The 17,588-nt window shown below is 67.7% G+C and carries 9 protein-coding genes; 6 read left to right on the top strand and 3 right to left on the bottom strand.

The genetic code is table 11. The features are described 5' to 3' along the window. Positions 1 to 25: 25 nt before the first annotated feature. The 3 genes from HDC96_RS10040 to HDC96_RS10030 all read right to left on the bottom strand — a co-directional run bounded on the left by HDC96_RS10040 (position 26) and on the right by HDC96_RS10030 (position 2,767). A complete protein-coding gene (locus HDC96_RS10040; protein WP_176987986.1) occupies positions 26 to 319 on the bottom strand; it encodes a LysM peptidoglycan-binding domain-containing protein in 294 nt (97 codons plus the stop codon). A gap of 127 nt (positions 320 to 446) precedes the next feature. After that, positions 447 to 1,265, bottom strand: a complete 819-nt coding sequence (gene queF, locus HDC96_RS10035; RefSeq protein WP_179459870.1) for an NADPH-dependent 7-cyano-7-deazaguanine reductase QueF — start codon at positions 1,263 to 1,265, stop codon at positions 447 to 449. Between the two features lie 170 nt (positions 1,266 to 1,435). Then, the gene (locus tag HDC96_RS10030; protein WP_179459869.1) at positions 1,436 to 2,767 is read right to left on the bottom strand and encodes a M20 family metallopeptidase; all 1,332 of its coding nucleotides are present in this window, start codon (positions 2,765 to 2,767) and stop codon (positions 1,436 to 1,438) included. A gap of 231 nt (positions 2,768 to 2,998) precedes the next feature. Here HDC96_RS10030 and HDC96_RS10025 point away from each other — a divergent pair, with 231 nt between their 5' ends. The 6 genes from HDC96_RS10025 to HDC96_RS10000 all read left to right on the top strand — a co-directional run bounded on the left by HDC96_RS10025 (position 2,999) and on the right by HDC96_RS10000 (position 17,493). After that, a complete protein-coding gene (locus HDC96_RS10025; protein ID WP_179459868.1) occupies positions 2,999 to 4,237 on the top strand; it encodes an efflux RND transporter periplasmic adaptor subunit in 1,239 nt (412 codons plus the stop codon). 88 nt (positions 4,238 to 4,325) lie between these two features. Next, on the top strand, positions 4,326 to 7,565 hold the full coding sequence (locus HDC96_RS10020) for an efflux RND transporter permease subunit (RefSeq protein ID WP_179459867.1): 3,240 nt from the start codon (positions 4,326 to 4,328) through the stop codon (positions 7,563 to 7,565). A gap of 34 nt (positions 7,566 to 7,599) precedes the next feature. Next, positions 7,600 to 10,725, top strand: a complete 3,126-nt coding sequence (locus HDC96_RS10015) for an efflux RND transporter permease subunit (RefSeq protein WP_179459866.1) — start codon at positions 7,600 to 7,602, stop codon at positions 10,723 to 10,725. 312 nt (positions 10,726 to 11,037) lie between these two features. Beyond that, positions 11,038 to 13,107 carry a TonB-dependent receptor gene (locus HDC96_RS10010; RefSeq protein ID WP_179459865.1) on the top strand — a complete coding sequence of 690 codons (2,070 nt, stop codon included), beginning with the start codon at positions 11,038 to 11,040 and terminating at the stop codon, positions 13,105 to 13,107. A gap of 147 nt (positions 13,108 to 13,254) precedes the next feature. Further along, a complete protein-coding gene (yccS, locus tag HDC96_RS10005; protein WP_179459864.1) occupies positions 13,255 to 15,432 on the top strand; it encodes a YccS family putative transporter in 2,178 nt (725 codons plus the stop codon). Between the two features lie 171 nt (positions 15,433 to 15,603). Continuing rightward, a complete protein-coding gene (locus HDC96_RS10000; protein WP_179459863.1) occupies positions 15,604 to 17,493 on the top strand; it encodes an MFS transporter in 1,890 nt (629 codons plus the stop codon). Positions 17,494 to 17,588 lie beyond the last annotated feature (95 nt).

The raw sequence follows: 17,588 nt of genomic DNA, 5'->3' as shown, positions 1-17,588 counted from the left end.
TGTTGGATGGTGGGCAGTGCAGCGATCAGGCTTTGGGCGGCAGTTTCAGGATCTGGCCCGGCTGGATCTTGTCGGGGTCGTCCAGCACGTCGCGGTTGGCCTCGAAGATGCGCTTCCACGCATTGCCATCGCCCAGTTCCTGCTTGGCGATCTTCGAGAGCGAATCGCCCTTCTGCACCGTATAGGTGCCTCCGACCTTCTCCGCGGTGGTATCCACCGAGGCGGTCACGCCGGAGAAATCGACCTGATCGACTTTCTGCGCGGTGGTATCAACGCTGGCGCTGACACCGGAAAAGTCGACTTTCTTATCGGTACTCATCCATACACTCCCGTCTTGATTGACGACATGGGAGGCACGGTGTCACAGCCCTTGTTAATGGGGCATGGCGTGGGTGTGAAGACGCGTCGAACCTGACAGACGGGGCGCATCGACCAACGGTCGATGCCTACTGCCGCAGGTCGCGGACGGTGCGCGCCGGGGCGGCGATGCCCGGGCTGGCCCGCCACGGGTTGATGTCCAGGCCACCACGGCGGGTGTAGCGCGCTTCCACTTCCAGCCACTGCGGCTGGCAGCGCTGGGTGATCTCGCTGAAGATCCGCTCCACGCACTGCTCGTGGAATTCGGCGTGCTCGCGATAGCTGATCAGGTACTTGAGCAGGCCGTCGCGGTCGATCTTCGGGCCGCGGTAGCGCACGCTGACACTGGCCCAGTCCGGCTGGCCGGTGACCGGGCAGTTGGACTTCAGCAGGGCCGAGCTCAACGTCTCGGTCACCACCTCATCGGCATCGGCAAACAGGAATTCCGGTGCGGGCGGGCCGTAGCGCTCGATGGCGACATCGCGTTCGTCCAGCGATTCCCCCTCGGCGTCTTCCACCAGCGGCGGCACGCCGAACACCACCGTCACCACCGCGCCGGCACAGGCCGACAGGTCGCGGGTGATGCACAGCCGTGCGGCTGCGTCATCGTCGAAGCGCGTGCTGTTGAGGGAGTTGAGGTAGAGCTTGAACGACTTGGATTCGATCAGGTTCGGCGAGGTGCACGGCACGCTGACCGTGGCGACCGCCACGCGCGGCTTGCCGCGACCGTCCAGCCAGCTCAGCTCATAGGCCTGCCAGCGGTCATGGCCGACGAACGGCAGCGCCGCCTCGTCCAGGCCGATCTCCTCGCGGGCGCCACGGCGCGGGATGGGAAAGAGCAGGCCGGGATCGTACTGCGACGGGTAAGCCACCTCGCGACCGAGGCTGGAGTCCTGGGGGGTATTCATGCCGCCATTTTACGCCGGCAGGCGCGCGGCGTCCGGCGGCGAAAAGGAGAGGCCACGACGACCGGGTAATGACGTTCCCAGTCGGCGGGAGGACCGGAACCCTCCCGCCCGTGCCGGTTTTCACCCCGGCCAACGGCCGGGACCTACCGTCTACCAGCCGTCCGCTGACTTCAGCCTGCGCCAGGCGCCGCAGCCGGCGTCCCATTGAGGTAATCCAGGCTCACCTGCAGCAGCGCGCGCAGGCCCACGTCCAGCGCCTTCTCATCGAGCAGGAACTTGGGCGAGTGGTTGGCCGGCGCCGTGGCCGGATCGATCCCTTCGCTGGTGGAGCCCACGAAGAAGAACATGCCGGGCACCTGCTGGGCGTACAGCGAGAAGTCCTCCGCGCCCATCTGCAGCGGCGGCTCGTAGACGTTGCCCTCGCCCACCACGGCCTGCAGGCTCGGCAGCATCCGCGCGGTCAGTGCCAGATCGTTGACCGTGGCAGGGTTGCCCTCGGACTCGTAGATCTCGGTTTCCGCCTTGGCGCCATGGGCGGCGGCGGTGTGTTCGGCCACGTTGCGCAGGTCGGCGAAGATCTGCTGGCGCATGCCCTCGTCGAAGGTGCGGATGGTGCCGACCATCTCCACTTCATCGGGGATGATGTTGTAGCGGATGCCGCCCTTGATCGCGCCGAAGGTCACCACGGCCGGCTGCTTGGACAGGTTGGCGCGGCGGCTGACGATGGTCTGCGCGGTGCCCACCAGATCGGCCGTGGCCACGATCGGGTCCACCCCGTTCCACGGCGCCGAGCCATGGGTCTGGCGACCGATCACCTTGATGCCGAACCGGTCCGACGCCGCCATCAGCGGGCCACCGCGCACCGCGATCTGGCCGGCCTGCACGCTGGAGAACACATGCAGGCCGAACACCGCCTCCGGCTTGAAGTCCTTGAACAGGCCCTCCTTGAGCATCAGCGCCGCACCGCCCTCTTCCGGCGGCGGCGCGCCTTCCTCGGCGGGCTGGAAGACCAACATCACCTCGCCTGGCAGGTCTGCGCGCATCTTCACCAGCGCATCGGCCACGCCCAGCAGCGTGGCGGTGTGGGCGTCGTGGCCGCAGGCATGCATCACCCCGACGGTCTCGCCGCGATAGGTGCTGGTGGCCTTGGAGGCGAACGGCAGGCCGGTCTGCTCGGTCACCGGCAGCGCGTCCATGTCCGCGCGCAGGGCGATCCGTGGGCCAGGCTTGGCGCCCTTGATGATCGCCACCACGCCGTGGTGGGCGATGCCGGTCTGCGGCTTCAGGCCCATCGCGCGCAGGCGCTCGGCGACCTTGGCCGAGGTGCGTTCTTCGCGGTTGGACAGCTCCGGGTGCTGGTGGAAGTCGCGGCGCCAGTCGATCACCTGGGCCTTCAGGCGGGTCGCGGCGGCGGCCACCTCCGGGCGTTCGGCAGGGGCGGCGGCGGCCAGGCCGGGGGCGGCCAGCAGCAGGGCGGACATCAACAGCGACAGACGGGGCATTGAAGGTCTCCACGGGTCAGAACGGCGGTCGAACCTGAATGTAGGACATCGGCGCCGATCACGCTGTAACTTTCTGCCCCGGCAGACGTTCATGCAGGGAACCTCACCCGTCACATCCGGTCTGATCGCCCGTCCCATCCGTCATGCATGAAAGCCCACGGGCGACGGGTATGCTTTGCGCCTAGCCAACCGGGCCCCCCGCCCTCCGCCAGCCCCCTCAGGAGTTATTGAATGTCGCGTTTCTGGAAGATCGTGCTGCTGGTGGTCGCAGTGCTGGTGGTTGCCGTTGTCGGCGTGCGCCTGTTGGGTGGCAAGAAGGGGGACGCGGCGGGTCCGGCAGCCGAAGGGCGTCAGGGCGGTGACCCGGCCAATGCAGACCCGGTGCCGGTCACGGTGATCGATGCAGTCCGCCAGGACGTACCGGTCTATGCCAGCGCGCTGGGCACGGTCGCGGCGATGAACACGGTCACGGTGAGCCCGCAGGTGGGCGGCCAGCTGATCAGCCTGAATTTCAAGGAAGGCCAGGAAGTGAAGAAGGGCGACCTGCTCGCGCAGATCGATCCGCGCACCCTGCAGGCCAGCTTTGATGAAGCCGCGGCGGCCAAGCGCCAGAACCAGGCCCAGCTCGCCACCGCGCGCTCCAACTACCAGCGCTCCAATTCGGCCGAGTACCGCCAGTACGTGGCCAAGACCGACCTGGACACCCAGCGCAACCAGGTCGCCCAGTTCGAGAGTGCCGTGGCCGCCAACGAGGCCAGCATGCGCGCCGCCCAGGTGCAGCTGCAGTACACCCGCGTCACCGCGCCGATCTCCGGCATCGCCGGTATCCGCGCGGTCGATGCCGGCAACATCGTCAGCGCCGGCACCGCGCTGGTGACGCTGACCCAGATCCATCCGATCCACGTGGTGTTCAACCTGCCCGAGCGCCAGCTGCCGGCCGTGCGCCAGGCCCAGGCCGCCGGCGCGGTGGATATCGCCGCGCTGGACCGCAACGATGCGCACGTGCTCACCGATGGCGGCAAGCTCGACGTGGTCGACAACCAGATCAGCAGCGACAGCGGCACCTTCCGCGCGCGCGCCCTGTTCGACAACGAAGACAATTCGCTGTGGCCGGGCCAGTTCGTCAATGTCCGCATGCAGCTGCGCACCATCGCCGGCGGCGTGGTGATCCCGACCCAGGCCGTGATGCGCGGGCCGGATGGCGAGTACGTCTATATCGTCAAGCCGGACAGCACCGTGGCCATGCAGACGGTCAAGAGCGGCGTGGAAGTCGGCGACAGCCAGGTGCAGATCACCGAGGGCCTGAAGGGCGGCGAGCGGGTCGTGAGCGAAGGCCAGTTCCGGCTCAAGCCGGGCGCCAAGGTGACCGCGCTCAAGCCGGGCGAAACCCCGGCCGCGCCGACCGAAGCCGAGCTCAAGGCCGCCCAGCAGCAGGGTGGCGGTGGACGCCGCGGCGGCGGTCCGCGCTGATCGCGCCCGCCCCACGTTCCTGACGCCGGCGCACCTGCCGGCGTTCGCCTGATCCAACGCAGCACGACGCACCAGCAAGGACCCGCCCGTGGGCTTTTCGACGATTTTCATCCGCCGCCCGATCGCCACTTCGCTGCTGATGGCGGGCCTGCTGCTGCTCGGCATCCTCGGCTACCGCCAGCTGCCGGTGTCGGCGCTGCCCGAGATCGATGCGCCCAGCCTGGTGGTGACCACCCAGTACCCCGGTGCCAATGCGGTCACCATGGCCTCGCTGGTGACCACGCCGCTGGAGCGCCAGTTCGGGCAGATCTCCGGGCTGGAGATCATGACCTCCGATTCGTCGGCGGGGCTGTCCACGATCATCCTGCAGTTCTCGATGGACCGCGACATCGACATCGCCGCGCAGGACGTGCAGGCCGCGATCCGCCAGGCCACCCTGCCCTCCTCGCTGCCTTACCAGCCGGTCTACAACCGGGTGAACCCGGCCGACGCGGCGATCGTCACCCTCAAGCTCACCTCCGACACGCGCCCGCTGCGCGACGTCAACAACTACGCCGACTCCATCCTCGCCCAGCGGCTGTCGCAGGTGCAGGGCGTGGGCCTGGTCTCCATCGCCGGCAACGTGCGCCCGGCCGTGCGCATCCAGGTCAATCCGGCGCAGCTGTCCAACATGGGCCTGACCCTGGAAGAGCTGCGCAGTGCGCTGACCCAGGCCAACGTCAACGCGCCCAAGGGCTCGCTCAACGGCAAGACCCAGTCCTACTCGATCGGCACCAACGACCAGCTGACCAGCGCCGCCGAGTACCGCGACACCATCATCAGCTACAAGAACAGCCGCCCGGTACGCCTGTCCGACGTGGCCAACGTGGTCGACGGCGTGGAGAACGACCAGCTGGCCGCATGGGCCGATGGCAAGCCGGCGGTGCTGCTGGAAGTGCGCCGCCAGCCCGGCGCCAACATCGTGCAGACCGTCGAGCGCATCCGTGCGCTGCTGCCGCAGCTGCAGAACGTGCTGCCGGCCGACGTGCACCTGGAGATCTTCAACGACCGTACCGAGACCATCCGCGCCTCGGTGCATGAGGTGCAGTTCACCCTGATCCTCACCATCGGCCTGGTGGTCGCGGTGATCTTCGTGTTCCTGCGCCGCCTGTGGGCGACCATCATTCCCTCGGTGGCGGTGCCGCTGTCGCTGGCCGGCACCTTCGGCGTGATGGCGTTCGCCGGCATGTCGCTGGACAACCTCTCGCTGATGGCGCTGGTGGTGGCCACCGGCTTCGTGGTCGACGATGCGATCGTGATGATCGAGAACATCGTGCGTTACATCGAACAGGGCAAGAGCGGCCCGGAAGCGGCCGAGATCGGTGCGCAGCAGATCGGCTTCACCGTGCTCTCGCTGACCATCTCGCTGGTGGCGGTGTTCCTGCCGCTGCTGCTGATGCCCGGTGTCACCGGCCGGCTGTTCCACGAATTCGCCTGGGTGCTGAGCATCGCGGTGACGCTGTCGATGCTGATCTCGCTGACGCTCACCCCGATGATGTGCGCCTACCTGCTCAAGCCCGATGCGCTGCCCGAAGGCGAAGACGCGCACGAGCGGGCGGCCGCGGCCGGCAAGACCACCGTGTGGTCACGCACCGTCGGCCTGTACGAACGCAGCCTGGACTGGGTGCTCGAGCATCAGCCGCTGACCCTGGCTGTGGCCGCCGGCGCACTGGTGCTGACCGTGGTGCTCTACATCGTGATCCCCAAGGGCCTGCTGCCCGAGCAGGACACCGGCCTGATCACCGGCGTGGTCCAGGCCGACCAGAACATCGCCTTCCCGCAGATGGAGCAGCGCACCAAGGCCGTGGCCGAAGCGCTGCGCAGCGACCCGGCGGTGACCGGGGTGTCGGCCTTCATCGGCGCTGGCACCATGAACCCCACGCTCAACCAGGGCCAGCTGTCGATCGTGCTCAAGGAGCGCGGCGACCGCGACGGTCTGGATGAAATCCTTCCGCGCCTGCAGAAGGCCGTGGCCGGCATCCCCGGCGTCGCGCTGTATCTCAAGCCGGTGCAGGACGTCACCCTGGATACCCGCGTGGCCGCCACCGAGTACCAGTATTCGCTGTCGGACGTGGACAGCGCCCAGGTCGCGCTGCAGGCCACGCGGATGACCGAGGCGCTGCGCCAGCGCCCGGAACTGGCCGACGTGGACAACAACCTCTCCAACCAGGGCCGCGCGCTCGAGCTGACCATCGACCGCGACAAGGCCAGCGTGCTCGGCGTGCCGATGCAGACCATCGACGACACGCTGTACGACGCCTTCGGCCAGCGCCAGATCTCGACCATCTTCACCGAGCTCAACCAGTACCGCGTGGTGCTGGAAGTGGCGCCGGAGTTCCGCACCAGCACCGCGCTGATGAACCAGCTGGCGGTCGCCTCCAACGGCGCCGGCGCGCTGACCGGCAGCAATGCGACCAACTTCGGCCAGGTGACCTCGTCCAACTCGTCCACCGCCACCGGCATCGGCGCGCAGAACACCGGCATCCCGGTCGGCGCCGGCAACATCATCCCGCTGGCCGCGCTGGCCGAGGGCCGGGTCACCAGCACCCCGCTGGTGGTCAGCCACCAGCAGCAGCTGCCGGCGGTCACGGTGTCGTTCAACATCGCGCCCGGCTACTCGCTGTCCGATGCGGTGAAGGCGATCGAGGAGACCAAAGCCAGCCTGGACATGCCCTCGCAGGTGCACGCGCAGTTCATCGGCAAGGCCGCCGAGTTCACCGGCAGCCAGACCGACGTGGTGTGGCTGCTGCTGGCCTCGCTGGTGCTGATCTACATCGTGCTGGGTGTGCTGTATGAGAGCTACATCCACCCCTTCACCATCATCTCCACCCTGCCGCCTGCCGGCGTCGGCGCGCTGCTGGCGCTGATGGTGTGCGGGCTGCCGTTGTCGGTGGACGGCATCGTCGGCATCGTGCTGCTGATCGGCATCGTCAAGAAGAACGGCATCATGATGGTCGACTTCGCGATCGAAGCCCGCCGCACCGGGGCCAACGCGCATGAGGCGATCCGTCGTGCCTGCCTGCTGCGCTTCCGCCCGATCATGATGACCACCGCGGCGGCCATGCTCGGCGCACTGCCGCTGGCCCTGGGCACCGGCATCGGTTCGGAACTGCGTCGCCCGCTCGGCATCGCCATCGTCGGCGGCCTGCTGCTGTCGCAGCTGGTCACGCTGTACACCACGCCGGTGATCTACCTGTACATGGAGCGCTTCTCGGAGCGCCTGCGCCAGCGTCGCGAACAGCGCGCGCTGCGCCACGGCCACGGCCCGGTGCGGGAGCCGCAGGCGTGATGATGAGCACCGCAGACCGCTGCGGAGGCGTTCGATGAACATCTCCGGCCCGTTCATCCGACGCCCGATCGGCACCGCCCTGCTGGCCATCGGGCTGTTCGTGGTGGGTGTCATCTGCTATCTGCAGCTGGGCGTATCGGCGCTGCCGAACATCCAGATCCCGGTGATCTTCGTGCACGCCAACCAGGCCGGCGCGGATGCCACGACGATGGCCTCCACGGTGACCGCGCCGCTGGAGCGCCACCTCGGCCAGCTGCCGGGCATCGACCGCATGCGCTCGTCCAGCTCGGAAGGCAGCTCGCTGGTCTTCATGATCTTCCAGAGCGACCGCGACATCGATTCGGCCGCGCTGGACGTGCAGACCGCGATCAACTCGGCGCAGTCCGACCTGCCCGCCGGGCTGGGCACGCCGATGTTCCAGAAGGCGAACCCGAACGACGACCCGGTCATCGCGATCGCCCTGACCTCGGAAACGCAGTCGGCCGACGACCTCTACAACGTGGCCGATTCGCTGCTGGCCCAGCGCATCCGCCAGATCACCGGCGTGTCCTCGGTGGATATCGCCGGCGCCTCCACGCCGGCCGTGCGCGTGGACGTCAACCTGCGCCTGATGAACGCGCTCGGGCTGACCGCCGATGACCTGCGCAACGCCGTGCGCGCGGCCAACGTGACCTCGCCGACCGGCTTCCTCACCGATGGCAACACCACCACCGCGATCATCGCCAACGACTCCGTCGCGCGCGCGGCCGATTTCGCCCAGCTGGTGATCAAGACCGCCGACGATGGCCGCGTGATCCGCCTGCAGGACATCGCCAACGTCTACGACGGTCAGCAGGACGCCTACCAGGCCGCGTGGTTCAACCACAAACCGGCGGTGGTGATGTATGTGTTCACCCGCGCCGGCGCCAACATCGTGGAAACCGTGGACCGGGTGAAGGCGCAGATCCCGACCCTGCGCGACTACCTGCAGCCGGGCACCACGCTGACCCCGTATTTCGACCGTACCCCGACCATCCGCTCCTCGCTGCATGAAGTGCAGATCACCCTGCTGATCGCGCTGGCGATGGTGGTGCTGACCATGGCGCTGTTCCTGCGCCGGCTCGCCCCGACCCTGATCGCCGCGGTGACCGTGCCGCTGTCGCTGGCCGGCGCGGCGCTGGTGATGTACGTGCTGGGCTTCACCCTGAACAACCTGAGCCTGCTGGCGCTGGTGATCGCGATCGGCTTCGTGGTCGATGATGCGATCGTGGTGATCGAGAACATCATGCGCCACCTCGACGAGGGCATGACGCGCATGCAGGCCGCCCTCACCGGCGCGCGCGAGATCGGCTTCACCATCGTCTCGATCACCGCTTCGCTGGTGGCGGTGTTCATCCCGCTGCTGTTCGCCAAGGGCATGATGGGCGCGTTCTTCCGGGAGTTCACCGTCACCCTGGTCGCGGCCATCGTGGTCTCGATGATCATCTCGCTGACCCTGACGCCCGCCCTGTGCAGCCGCTTCCTGAGTGCGCATGCCGACGCCGGCGCTCCGAGCCGCTTCGGCCGCCTGCTCGATGCCGGCCACGACCGCATGCTGCGCATCTACGTGACGCTGCTGGACTTCTCGCTGCGCCATGCGCTGCTGCTGTCGCTGACCCCGCTGCTGCTGATCGGCGCGACGGTGTTCCTGTTCGGTGCGGTCAAGAAGGGCGCGTTCCCGGCCCAGGACACCGGCCTGATCTGGGGCCGCGCGAATTCCAGTGCGACCGTCTCCTTCGAAGACATGGTCAACCGCCAGCGCCGCATCACCGACATGCTGATGGCCGACCCGGCGGTGAAGACCGTGGGCGTGCGCCTGGGCAGTGGTCGCCAGGGGTCCAGCGCGCAGTTCAACGTCGAACTGAAGTCGCGCAAGGATGGCCGCCGCGAAACCACCGCGCAGGCCCTGGCCCGCCTGAGTGCGAAGGCCGACCGCTACCCCGATCTGCAGCTGCGCCTGCGTGCAATCCAGGATCTGCCCAGCAATGATGGTGGGGGCGCCAGCCAGGGCGCGCAGTACCGCGCCTCGCTGCAGGGCAACGACCTGGCCCAGTTACAGGAGTGGCTGCCCAAACTGCAGGCCGCGCTGAAGAAGAACCCGAAACTGGCCGACGTCGGTACCGACGTGGACGCCGCGGGCCTGCGCCAGAACATCGTGATCGACCGCGCCAAGGCCGCGCGCCTGGGCGTGTCGGTCGGTGCGATCGACGGCGCGCTGTACGGCGCCTTCGGCCAGCGCCAGATCTCCACGATCTACTCGGACATCAACCAGTACAGCGTGGTGGTCAACGCCCTGCCCGAACAGACCGCGACACCGGGGGCGCTGGACCAGATCCGTGTGCGTGCCGGCAATGGCGAGATGGTGCCGATCACCGCCGTGGCCGAACAGGTGCCGGGGCTGGCCCCGTCGCAGATCACCCACGAAAACCAGTACACCACGATGGACCTGAGCTACAACCTCGCCCCGGGCACCAGCATGGGCGAGGCCAAGGCCATCATCGACAGCACGGTCAAGGGCATGCGCATGCCCGGCGACATCCGCCTGGCCGAGGACGCGGGCTTCGGCTTCGATTCGGACCCGATGGCGATGCTGATCCTGGTGATGGCGGCGATCATCACCGTCTACCTGGTGCTGGGCATGCTCTACGAGAGCCTGATCCATCCGGTCACCATCCTCTCCACGCTGCCGGCGGCGGGCGTGGGCGCGCTGCTGGCGCTGTACGGCACCAACACCGAGCTGTCGGTGATCTCGATGATCGCGCTGGTGCTGCTGATCGGCATCGTCAAGAAGAACGCGATCATGATGATCGACTTCGCGGTGGTGGCGCAGCGCGAGCACGGCAAGACCCCGCTGGAAGCGGCACGCGAAGCGAGCATCGTGCGCTTCCGCCCGATCATGATGACCAGCATGGTGGCAATCCTGGCGGCGGTGCCGCTGGCGATCGGCCTGGGCGAAGGCTCCGAGCTGCGCCGCCCGCTGGGCATCGCGATGATCGGTGGCCTGCTGTTCTCGCAGAGCCTGACCCTGCTCAGCACCCCGGCGCTGTACGTGATCTTCTCGTGCCTGCGCGAGCGCTGGGTGGCCCGTCGGGCGCGGCGCCGCGAGAAGCGCGCCCTGAAGCGCAGCGCCATCGCCCGGTAGGTACCGACCGTTGGTCGGTACCTGCGTTGGGGCCCGGCCGCGTTACGGCGTGACGACCAACGGTCGTCACCTACCGATGCGGCGTCGCATCCCGGTAGGTACCGACCGTTGGTCGGTACGCCAGGTCGGTACGCCTCGGTTTGACGCCACGTAACAAAACGACAACAATTCTCATCCAGCCACGGTCCTGCATCGCCCTCTGCGATGCCCCCGCTGCCGGTTCCCGGCCAGCCTGCGTGATCCAGCCATCGACCCTCCCCCGCCCTCTGTAGATCGCGGACGGCGTTGTGCTGTCCGCCAAGGAACCCATCGATGCTGTCGTCCTCCCTGCCCCGCCTGGCCACGTTGGCCGTTGCGCTGTCGCTCGCCTGCGCCGCCCATGCCCAGTCCGCGCCCGACGGCGGCGCCCGGGCGCGCTCCGCCACCGACCTGGATGCCATCAAGGTCACCGCCGAACGCACCCACACCGACACCGGCGCCCTGGGGGACCGCGCCGTGCGCGACACCCCGTTCGCGATCTCCGTGGTGGGCCGGGAAGACATCGAGAAGCGCCAGGTGGTCTCGCTCGGCGAGGCCTTCCTGACCGACCCCTCGGTGGTCACCCAGGTCAGCGCCTATGCCAGCGGCTGGAGCTCGCCGATCCGCAACCGCGGCATCGACCTGAGCTACGACAGCTACCGCGTCAACGGCCTGCAGGTGTCCTCGTGGGGCACCGAGTGGCCACTGGAAGTCATGGAGCAGGTGGAACTGCTGAAGGGTCCCGGCGGTTTCATGTACGGCTTCGGCCAGCCTGGCGGGATCGTCAACTACGTCACCAAAAAGCCCACCGAGGTCACCACGCTGTCGGCGCAACTGGGTTGGCGCGAGGCCGGCATCGTCAGCGGCCAGGTCGATGTGGGCGGGCGCTTCGGCAACGAGGACATGTTCGGCTACCGCTTCAATGCGTACCAGGAGAAGGGCGAGACCTTCAACGGTGGCGACGTGGACCGCAAGGTCGGTGCGCTGTCGCTGGATGCGCGCCTGAGCGACCGCCTCACCTGGACCTTCGATGGCGTGTTCCAGTCGCGCGATCTCGGCAACGAATCCCCGCAGTACTACTTCATCGGCCTGACCGGGCTGCCGCGTCCGCTTGCGGGCGACATCGACAACAGCATCGACGGCAGCTACTACGACACCCGCTCCAGCCTGCTCTCCACCGCCCTGGACTGGCAGATCAACAGTGACTGGAAAGCCAGCCTGAGCTATGGCGTGACCACCTCCTGGAACGACGTCAACAAGATCTTCGCCTACATCGATGACGTCAACGGCGATTACGACGTCAACACCTACGAGCTCGGCGGCAAGAGCGAGTGGAAGCTGGCCCAGGCCCTCGTGCAGGGCCGCTTCCAGACCGGCCCGCTGTCGCATCAGGTCGTTGCCGGCGTCTCCCACCAGACCGGCCTGGGTTGGGACCGCCCGTCCGAATGGAACACCCTCGGCCGCGGCAACATCTACCAGCGCCCGACCCTGCGCCACGACGCGGTGGGCTCCCGCGTGCTGACGCGCGGCAGCGAGACCGTGCAGCAGGCGGTGTTCGTCAGCGACACCGTCAGCTTCGCCGATGGCTGGTCGCTGCTGGCCGGTGCGCGCTACAACGACTTCGAAAACAAGGGCGCGTACCACACCTATCCGGTCACCCCGACCTACGCCCTGATGTACAAGCCGGCCGATGCGGTGACGCTGTATGCCAGCTACGTCGAATCGCTGGAAGCCGGCAGCCGCGTGGGCAGCGACTACATCAACGCCGGCGACGTGCTCGACCCGACCATCAGCAAGCAGTATGAGATCGGCGCCAAGATCGAGTACCCGCGCTGGAGCGCGAATGCGGCCGCCTTCCGATTGGAGCGTGGCGCGAACATCGATCTGATCACCGCCGCCGGCAAGCGGCTGGTGCAGGACGGCATCACCCTGTACGAAGGCGTGGAAGCCAGCGGCGACGTGCGCCTGACCGATGCGTTCACCCTCGGCGGCGGCGTCACCTGGCTGGACCCGACCTACGACAAGCTCTCCCCGGGCAGCGCCGCCCAGGAAGGCAACCGTACCGTCGGCGCCGCCCGTTGGCAGGGCGTGCTGCATGCCGATTACAGCGTCCCGCAGATCGAGGGGCTGAGCGTGTATGCACTGGCCCGCTACTACGGCGACGTCTACTACGACGCCGACAACACCCTCAAGCTGCCCGACTACACGCTGGTCAACGCCGGCGTGGGCTACCGCATGCAGGCCGCGGGCCACCCCGTCACCTGGCGCGCCGGCGTGGAGAACCTCGCCAACCGGACGTACTGGTCCAATGCAGGCGTCGGCCTGCCACGGACCTTCGCGGTAAGCGTGCGCTTCGACATGTAACCGGAAAACACACAGGTAGTGCCGGCCGCTGGCCGGCTCCTCGGCATTGTCGGGAGCCGGCCAGCGGCCGGCACTACACTCGGCGGTGAAGGTGTCCCCTTCACCCCGCACCGGCAATAATGGCGGTCTATCTTCCGCCGAGTCGTCATGCCTTCGTTCGAAACCCGCGTCAGCCGCCTGTGGGCGCATGAGAAGGCCAGCTATGGCCTGCGGGTGTTCATCGCGCTGTCCGCGGCGATGGGGCTGTGCTGGTACCTGGACCAGCTGCCCGCCCTGCCCGGCGTGTTCCTGGGCATCATCGCCAGTGCGATCGCCGAGACCGACGACAACTGGTGGGGCCGGATCAAATCGGTGGCGCTGTCACTGCTGTGCTTCGTGGCCGCGGCGGCCGCGGTGGTGCTGCTGTTCCCGCATCCGTGGTGGTTCATCACCGCGTTGGCGGCGGCCACCTTCGGGCTGACCCTGCTCGGCGCGCTCGGCGAGCGCTATGCCTCCATCGCGCAGGCCACGGTGACGCTGGCCATCTACACCATGATCGGGCTGGAGCAGCACGGCGCGGCCGATCTTTCACAGTCAATCAATGCGGTCAGCCACCTGCTGGCCGGCGCAGTCTGGTACGCCCTGCTCTCGATCCTGTGGACGGCCCTGTTTGCCAACCGGCCGGTGCGCGAGCGGGTGGCACGCCTGTATCTGGAACTGGGCCGTTACCTGCAGCTCAAGGCCGACCTGTTCGAACCGGTGCGCGATGCCGACGTGCAGAAGCGCCAGCTGGCGCTGGCCGAACAGAACCGGCGCGTGGTCGAAGCCCTGAACATCGCCAAGACCGCCATCCTGGCCCGGTTCGGCCGCTCCGGCCGGCCCGGCGTGCAGTCCGGCCTGTACCTGCGGCTGTACTACATGGCGCAGGACTTCCACGAACGCGCCAGTTCCTCGCACTATCCGTATGGCGCGCTTACCGAGGCGTTCTTCCACAGCGACGTGCTGTACCGCTGCCAGCGCCTGCTCGCGCTGCAGGGCGAGGCCTGCGCCAACCTCGGCCAGGCGATCCGCCTGCGCCAGCCGTTCCAGTACGGCGAGCGCACCAAGCAGGCCACCGCCGATCTGACCGACTCGATCACCTGGCTGCGTGCCCAGCACAACCCGCAGTGGCAGCGTCTGCTGGCCTCACTGGAACTGCTCGGCCACAACCTGCAGAGCATCGAACGGCGCCTGTCCGAGGCCGAGAAGTCCGAGTCCACCCTGGACAACGTCGATACCCGCCTGCGCGATACCAACCCGCACACGCTGCGCGAAATGGGCGTGCGCATCCGCCAGCAGCTCACCCCCGGCTCGGTGCTGTTCCGGCACGGCCTGCGCATGGCGCTGGCGCTGATCGTGGGCTTCGCCGCGATCCGCCTGTTCAACGCCCAGAACGGCTCGTGGGTCCTGCTGACCATCGTATTCGTGTGTCGTCCGCATTTCGGCGCGACCCGCCAGCGGCTGGCGCAGCGGATCGCCGGCACGCTGATCGGCCTGGTGCTGACCTGGGCGCTGATGCAGCTGTTCCAGGACCTGCGCATTGAGCTGTTGATCGCGCTGCTTTCGGCGCTGCTGTTCTTCTTCACCCGCAGCGATCGCTACCTGGTGGCCTCGGCGGCGATCACGGTGATGGCGCTGACCTGCTTCAACCTGATCGGCGATGGCTTCCTGCTGATCTGGCCGCGGCTGGTGGATACGCTGCTGGGCTGCGCGATCGCCGCCGCCGCCGCGTTCCTGATCCTGCCTGACTGGCAGGGCCGCCGCCTGAACCTGGTGATGGCGCGCGTGCTCGACAACTGCGCGAAGTACCTGCGGGCGGTGCTCGGCCAGTACGGCAGCGGCATGCAGGACGATCTGGCCTACCGGATCGCGCGGCGCGACATGCACAACGCCGACGCGGCGTTGTCCACGGCCTTGTCGAACATGCTGCGCGAGCCCGGCCACGTGCGCCGCAACCTGGATGCCGGCTTCCGCTTCCTGGCGCTGTCCAACACCCTGCTCGGCCATCTCTCCGCGCTCGGTGCGCACCGCACCCAGCTGGACAGCTACGGCCAGGATCCGCTGGCGCTGTCCGGCGGGGAACGCGTCGAACAGGCGATGCAGCAGATCGCCAGCGCGCTGCAGCAGCGCGAGCCGGTGCCCGAGGACGCCAACGACGGCGACCGCGCCCTGGCCGAGCAGCTGGAGCAGATCCCGGACGAGATGCCACCCAAGCTGCAGCTGATCCGTACCCAGATGGGGCTGATGCTGCGCCTGCTGCCCAAGCTGCGCGGTGCCGCCAACGAGGCCGCGCGCACGTTGGGGTAGGTATCGACCGTTGGTCGATCCGGATATTGAACGTCTCACGACCCATGGGACGTCTGACGACCAACGGTCGTGAGCTACCCGGAGCCGGGGGCTGCCTGCGCCTTGCCGCGGCGCTGCCATGCTGCGCCAACAGGGAGAATGCTAGGCTGCGCCGGTTCGCAAGGAGTCTCCATGTCCGGCCATAGTCAGTTCGCTCTGCTCAGGCAACGCCGTTTCCTGCCGTTTTTCATCGTCCAGTCGCTGGGCGCGTTCAACGACAACGTCTACCGCCAGGCCATCATCGCGCTGCTGTTCTTCCTCGGCACGCCGATCGAAGAGCGCTCGCTGTATACCAACCTGGCCCCGGCGATCTTCATCCTGCCGTACTTCCTGTTCTCGGCGCTGGCCGGCCAGATCGCGGAGAAGCTGGAGAAATCGCGGCTGATCGTGATCACCACCACCATGGAGATCGCGATCATGTCGCTGGCCGCGCTCGGTTTCCTGACCGAGAGCATGCCGGTGCTGCTGGTCGCGCTGTTCTGCACCGGCATGCAGTCCACCCTGTTCGGGCCGGTGAAGTACTCGGTGCTGCCGTCGATCCTCAAGCCCGAGGAGCTGACCGGCGGCAACGGCCTGGTCGAGATGGGCACCTCGCTGTCGATCCTGACCGGCATGATCGCCGGCGGCCTGATCTTCGCCCTGTCCGGCAGCCATGGCCCGATCGTGGCCGCGACCGCCGTGATCGTACTCGCCGTGGCTGGCAACCTGACCGCACGGATGATCCCCAAGGTCGATGCGGGTGCGCCGGACCTGAAGATCCACTGGAACCCGCTGCCCGAATCGCTGGCGGTGCTGCGCATGGCCAAGAAGCAGAAGGCCGTGCGCAACGCGATCCTCGGCGTGTCCTGGTTCTGGTTCGTCGGCACCATGCTGACCTCGCAGCTGCCGACGTATGCCGAGGTGAACCTCGGTGGCGGCTCCCTCCTCTACATCTTCGCGCTGGCGCTGTTCTCGCTGGGCACCGGCACCGGCTCGCTCCTGTGCGAGAAGCTGTCCGGGCGGACCGTGGAGATCGGCCTGGTGCCGTTGGGCGCCTTCGGCATGACCGCCTTCATGCTCGACCTGTACTTCGCGCGCGCCGGCGAATCGGCCGCCGCGGGGCTGTCGATCTGGCAGTTCGTGCAGGCCCCGGGCAGCGCGCGCATCATCATCGACCTGATCGGCATCGGCCTGTTCACCGGCTTCTTCGTGGTGCCGCTGTTCGCCCTGATCCAGAGCCGCACCGCCAAGTCGGAGATGTCGCGCGTGTTCGCCGCGCTCAACATCCAGAACTCCGGCTTCATCGTGCTCGCAGCGGGTCTTGGCCTGCTGACCCAGCGCGTGCTGGACTGGTCCATTCCCCAATTGTTCCTGGCGCTGGCGATCGCCAATGCGGTGGTGGCGATCTACATCTTCACGATCGTGCCCGAATTCCTGATGCGCTTTCTCAGCTGGGTGATGGTGCGCGCGCTGTACCGGCTGCGCCTGCACGGGATCGAGACCCACGTGCCGGACGAGGGCGCGGCGCTGATCGTGTGCAACCACGTCAGCTACATGGACGCGCTGATCCTGTCGGCCACGATCCCGCGGCCGGTGCGCTTCGTCATGTATTACAAGATCTTCAACATCCCGGTGATGCGCTGGATCTTCCGCACCGCCAAGGCGATCCCGATCGCCGGTGCGCGCGAGGATCCGGCGCTGATGCAGGCCGCGTTCGACGAAGTCGACAAGGCGCTGGCCGAGGGCGAGCTGGTCTGCATCTTCCCCGAGGGCGCACTGACCCGCGATGGTCAGATGGGTGCGTTCAAATCGGGCGTGGAAAAGATCCTGGAGCGCCGCCTGGTCCCCGTGGTGCCGATGGCGCTGCGCGGGATGTGGTCGAGCATGTGGAGCCGGCGCGACACGCGGTTGGGACGCATGCGCGTGCCCCGCCGCTTCCGCGCGCACGTCGAGGTGGTCGCATCCGCGCCGGTCGCGGGCGACGTCGCCACCGCGCCAATGCTGGAAACGCAGGTCAGGCACCTTCGCGGCGATCAGGCCTGAGCCCCTCCCTGCCTCCATGTAACCGTATACATGGACGTGCGTACATCGGTTAGATTACCGCCCGGGGCACCCCGCCCGCGCTTATACACCCACCC

Origin of the sequence: Stenotrophomonas sp. JAI102 (assembly GCF_013409105.1) — a bacterium.
Taxonomy (GTDB): Bacteria; Pseudomonadota; Gammaproteobacteria; order Xanthomonadales; family Xanthomonadaceae; genus Stenotrophomonas; species Stenotrophomonas maltophilia_AA.
The sequence above is the reverse complement of the archived record's forward strand: the minus strand, read 5'-3'. Positions and strand labels throughout refer to the sequence as shown.

Bases quoted from the DNA above. Each gene is read 5' to 3' on its own strand.
- HDC96_RS10040 (WP_176987986.1), bottom strand. From the start codon at position 319: ATGAGTACCGATAAGAAAGTCGACTTTTCCGGTGTCAGCGCCAGCGTT.
- queF (WP_179459870.1), bottom strand. From the start codon at position 1,265: ATGAATACCCCCCAGGACTCCAGCCTCGGTCGCGAGGTGGCTTACCCG.
- HDC96_RS10030 (WP_179459869.1), bottom strand. From the start codon at position 2,767: ATGCCCCGTCTGTCGCTGTTGATGTCCGCCCTGCTGCTGGCCGCCCCC.
- HDC96_RS10025 (WP_179459868.1), top strand. From the start codon at position 2,999: ATGTCGCGTTTCTGGAAGATCGTGCTGCTGGTGGTCGCAGTGCTGGTG.
- HDC96_RS10015 (WP_179459866.1), top strand. From the start codon at position 7,600: ATGAACATCTCCGGCCCGTTCATCCGACGCCCGATCGGCACCGCCCTG.
- HDC96_RS10010 (WP_179459865.1), top strand. From the start codon at position 11,038: ATGCTGTCGTCCTCCCTGCCCCGCCTGGCCACGTTGGCCGTTGCGCTG.
- yccS (WP_179459864.1), top strand. From the start codon at position 13,255: ATGCCTTCGTTCGAAACCCGCGTCAGCCGCCTGTGGGCGCATGAGAAG.
- HDC96_RS10000 (WP_179459863.1), top strand. From the start codon at position 15,604: ATGTCCGGCCATAGTCAGTTCGCTCTGCTCAGGCAACGCCGTTTCCTG.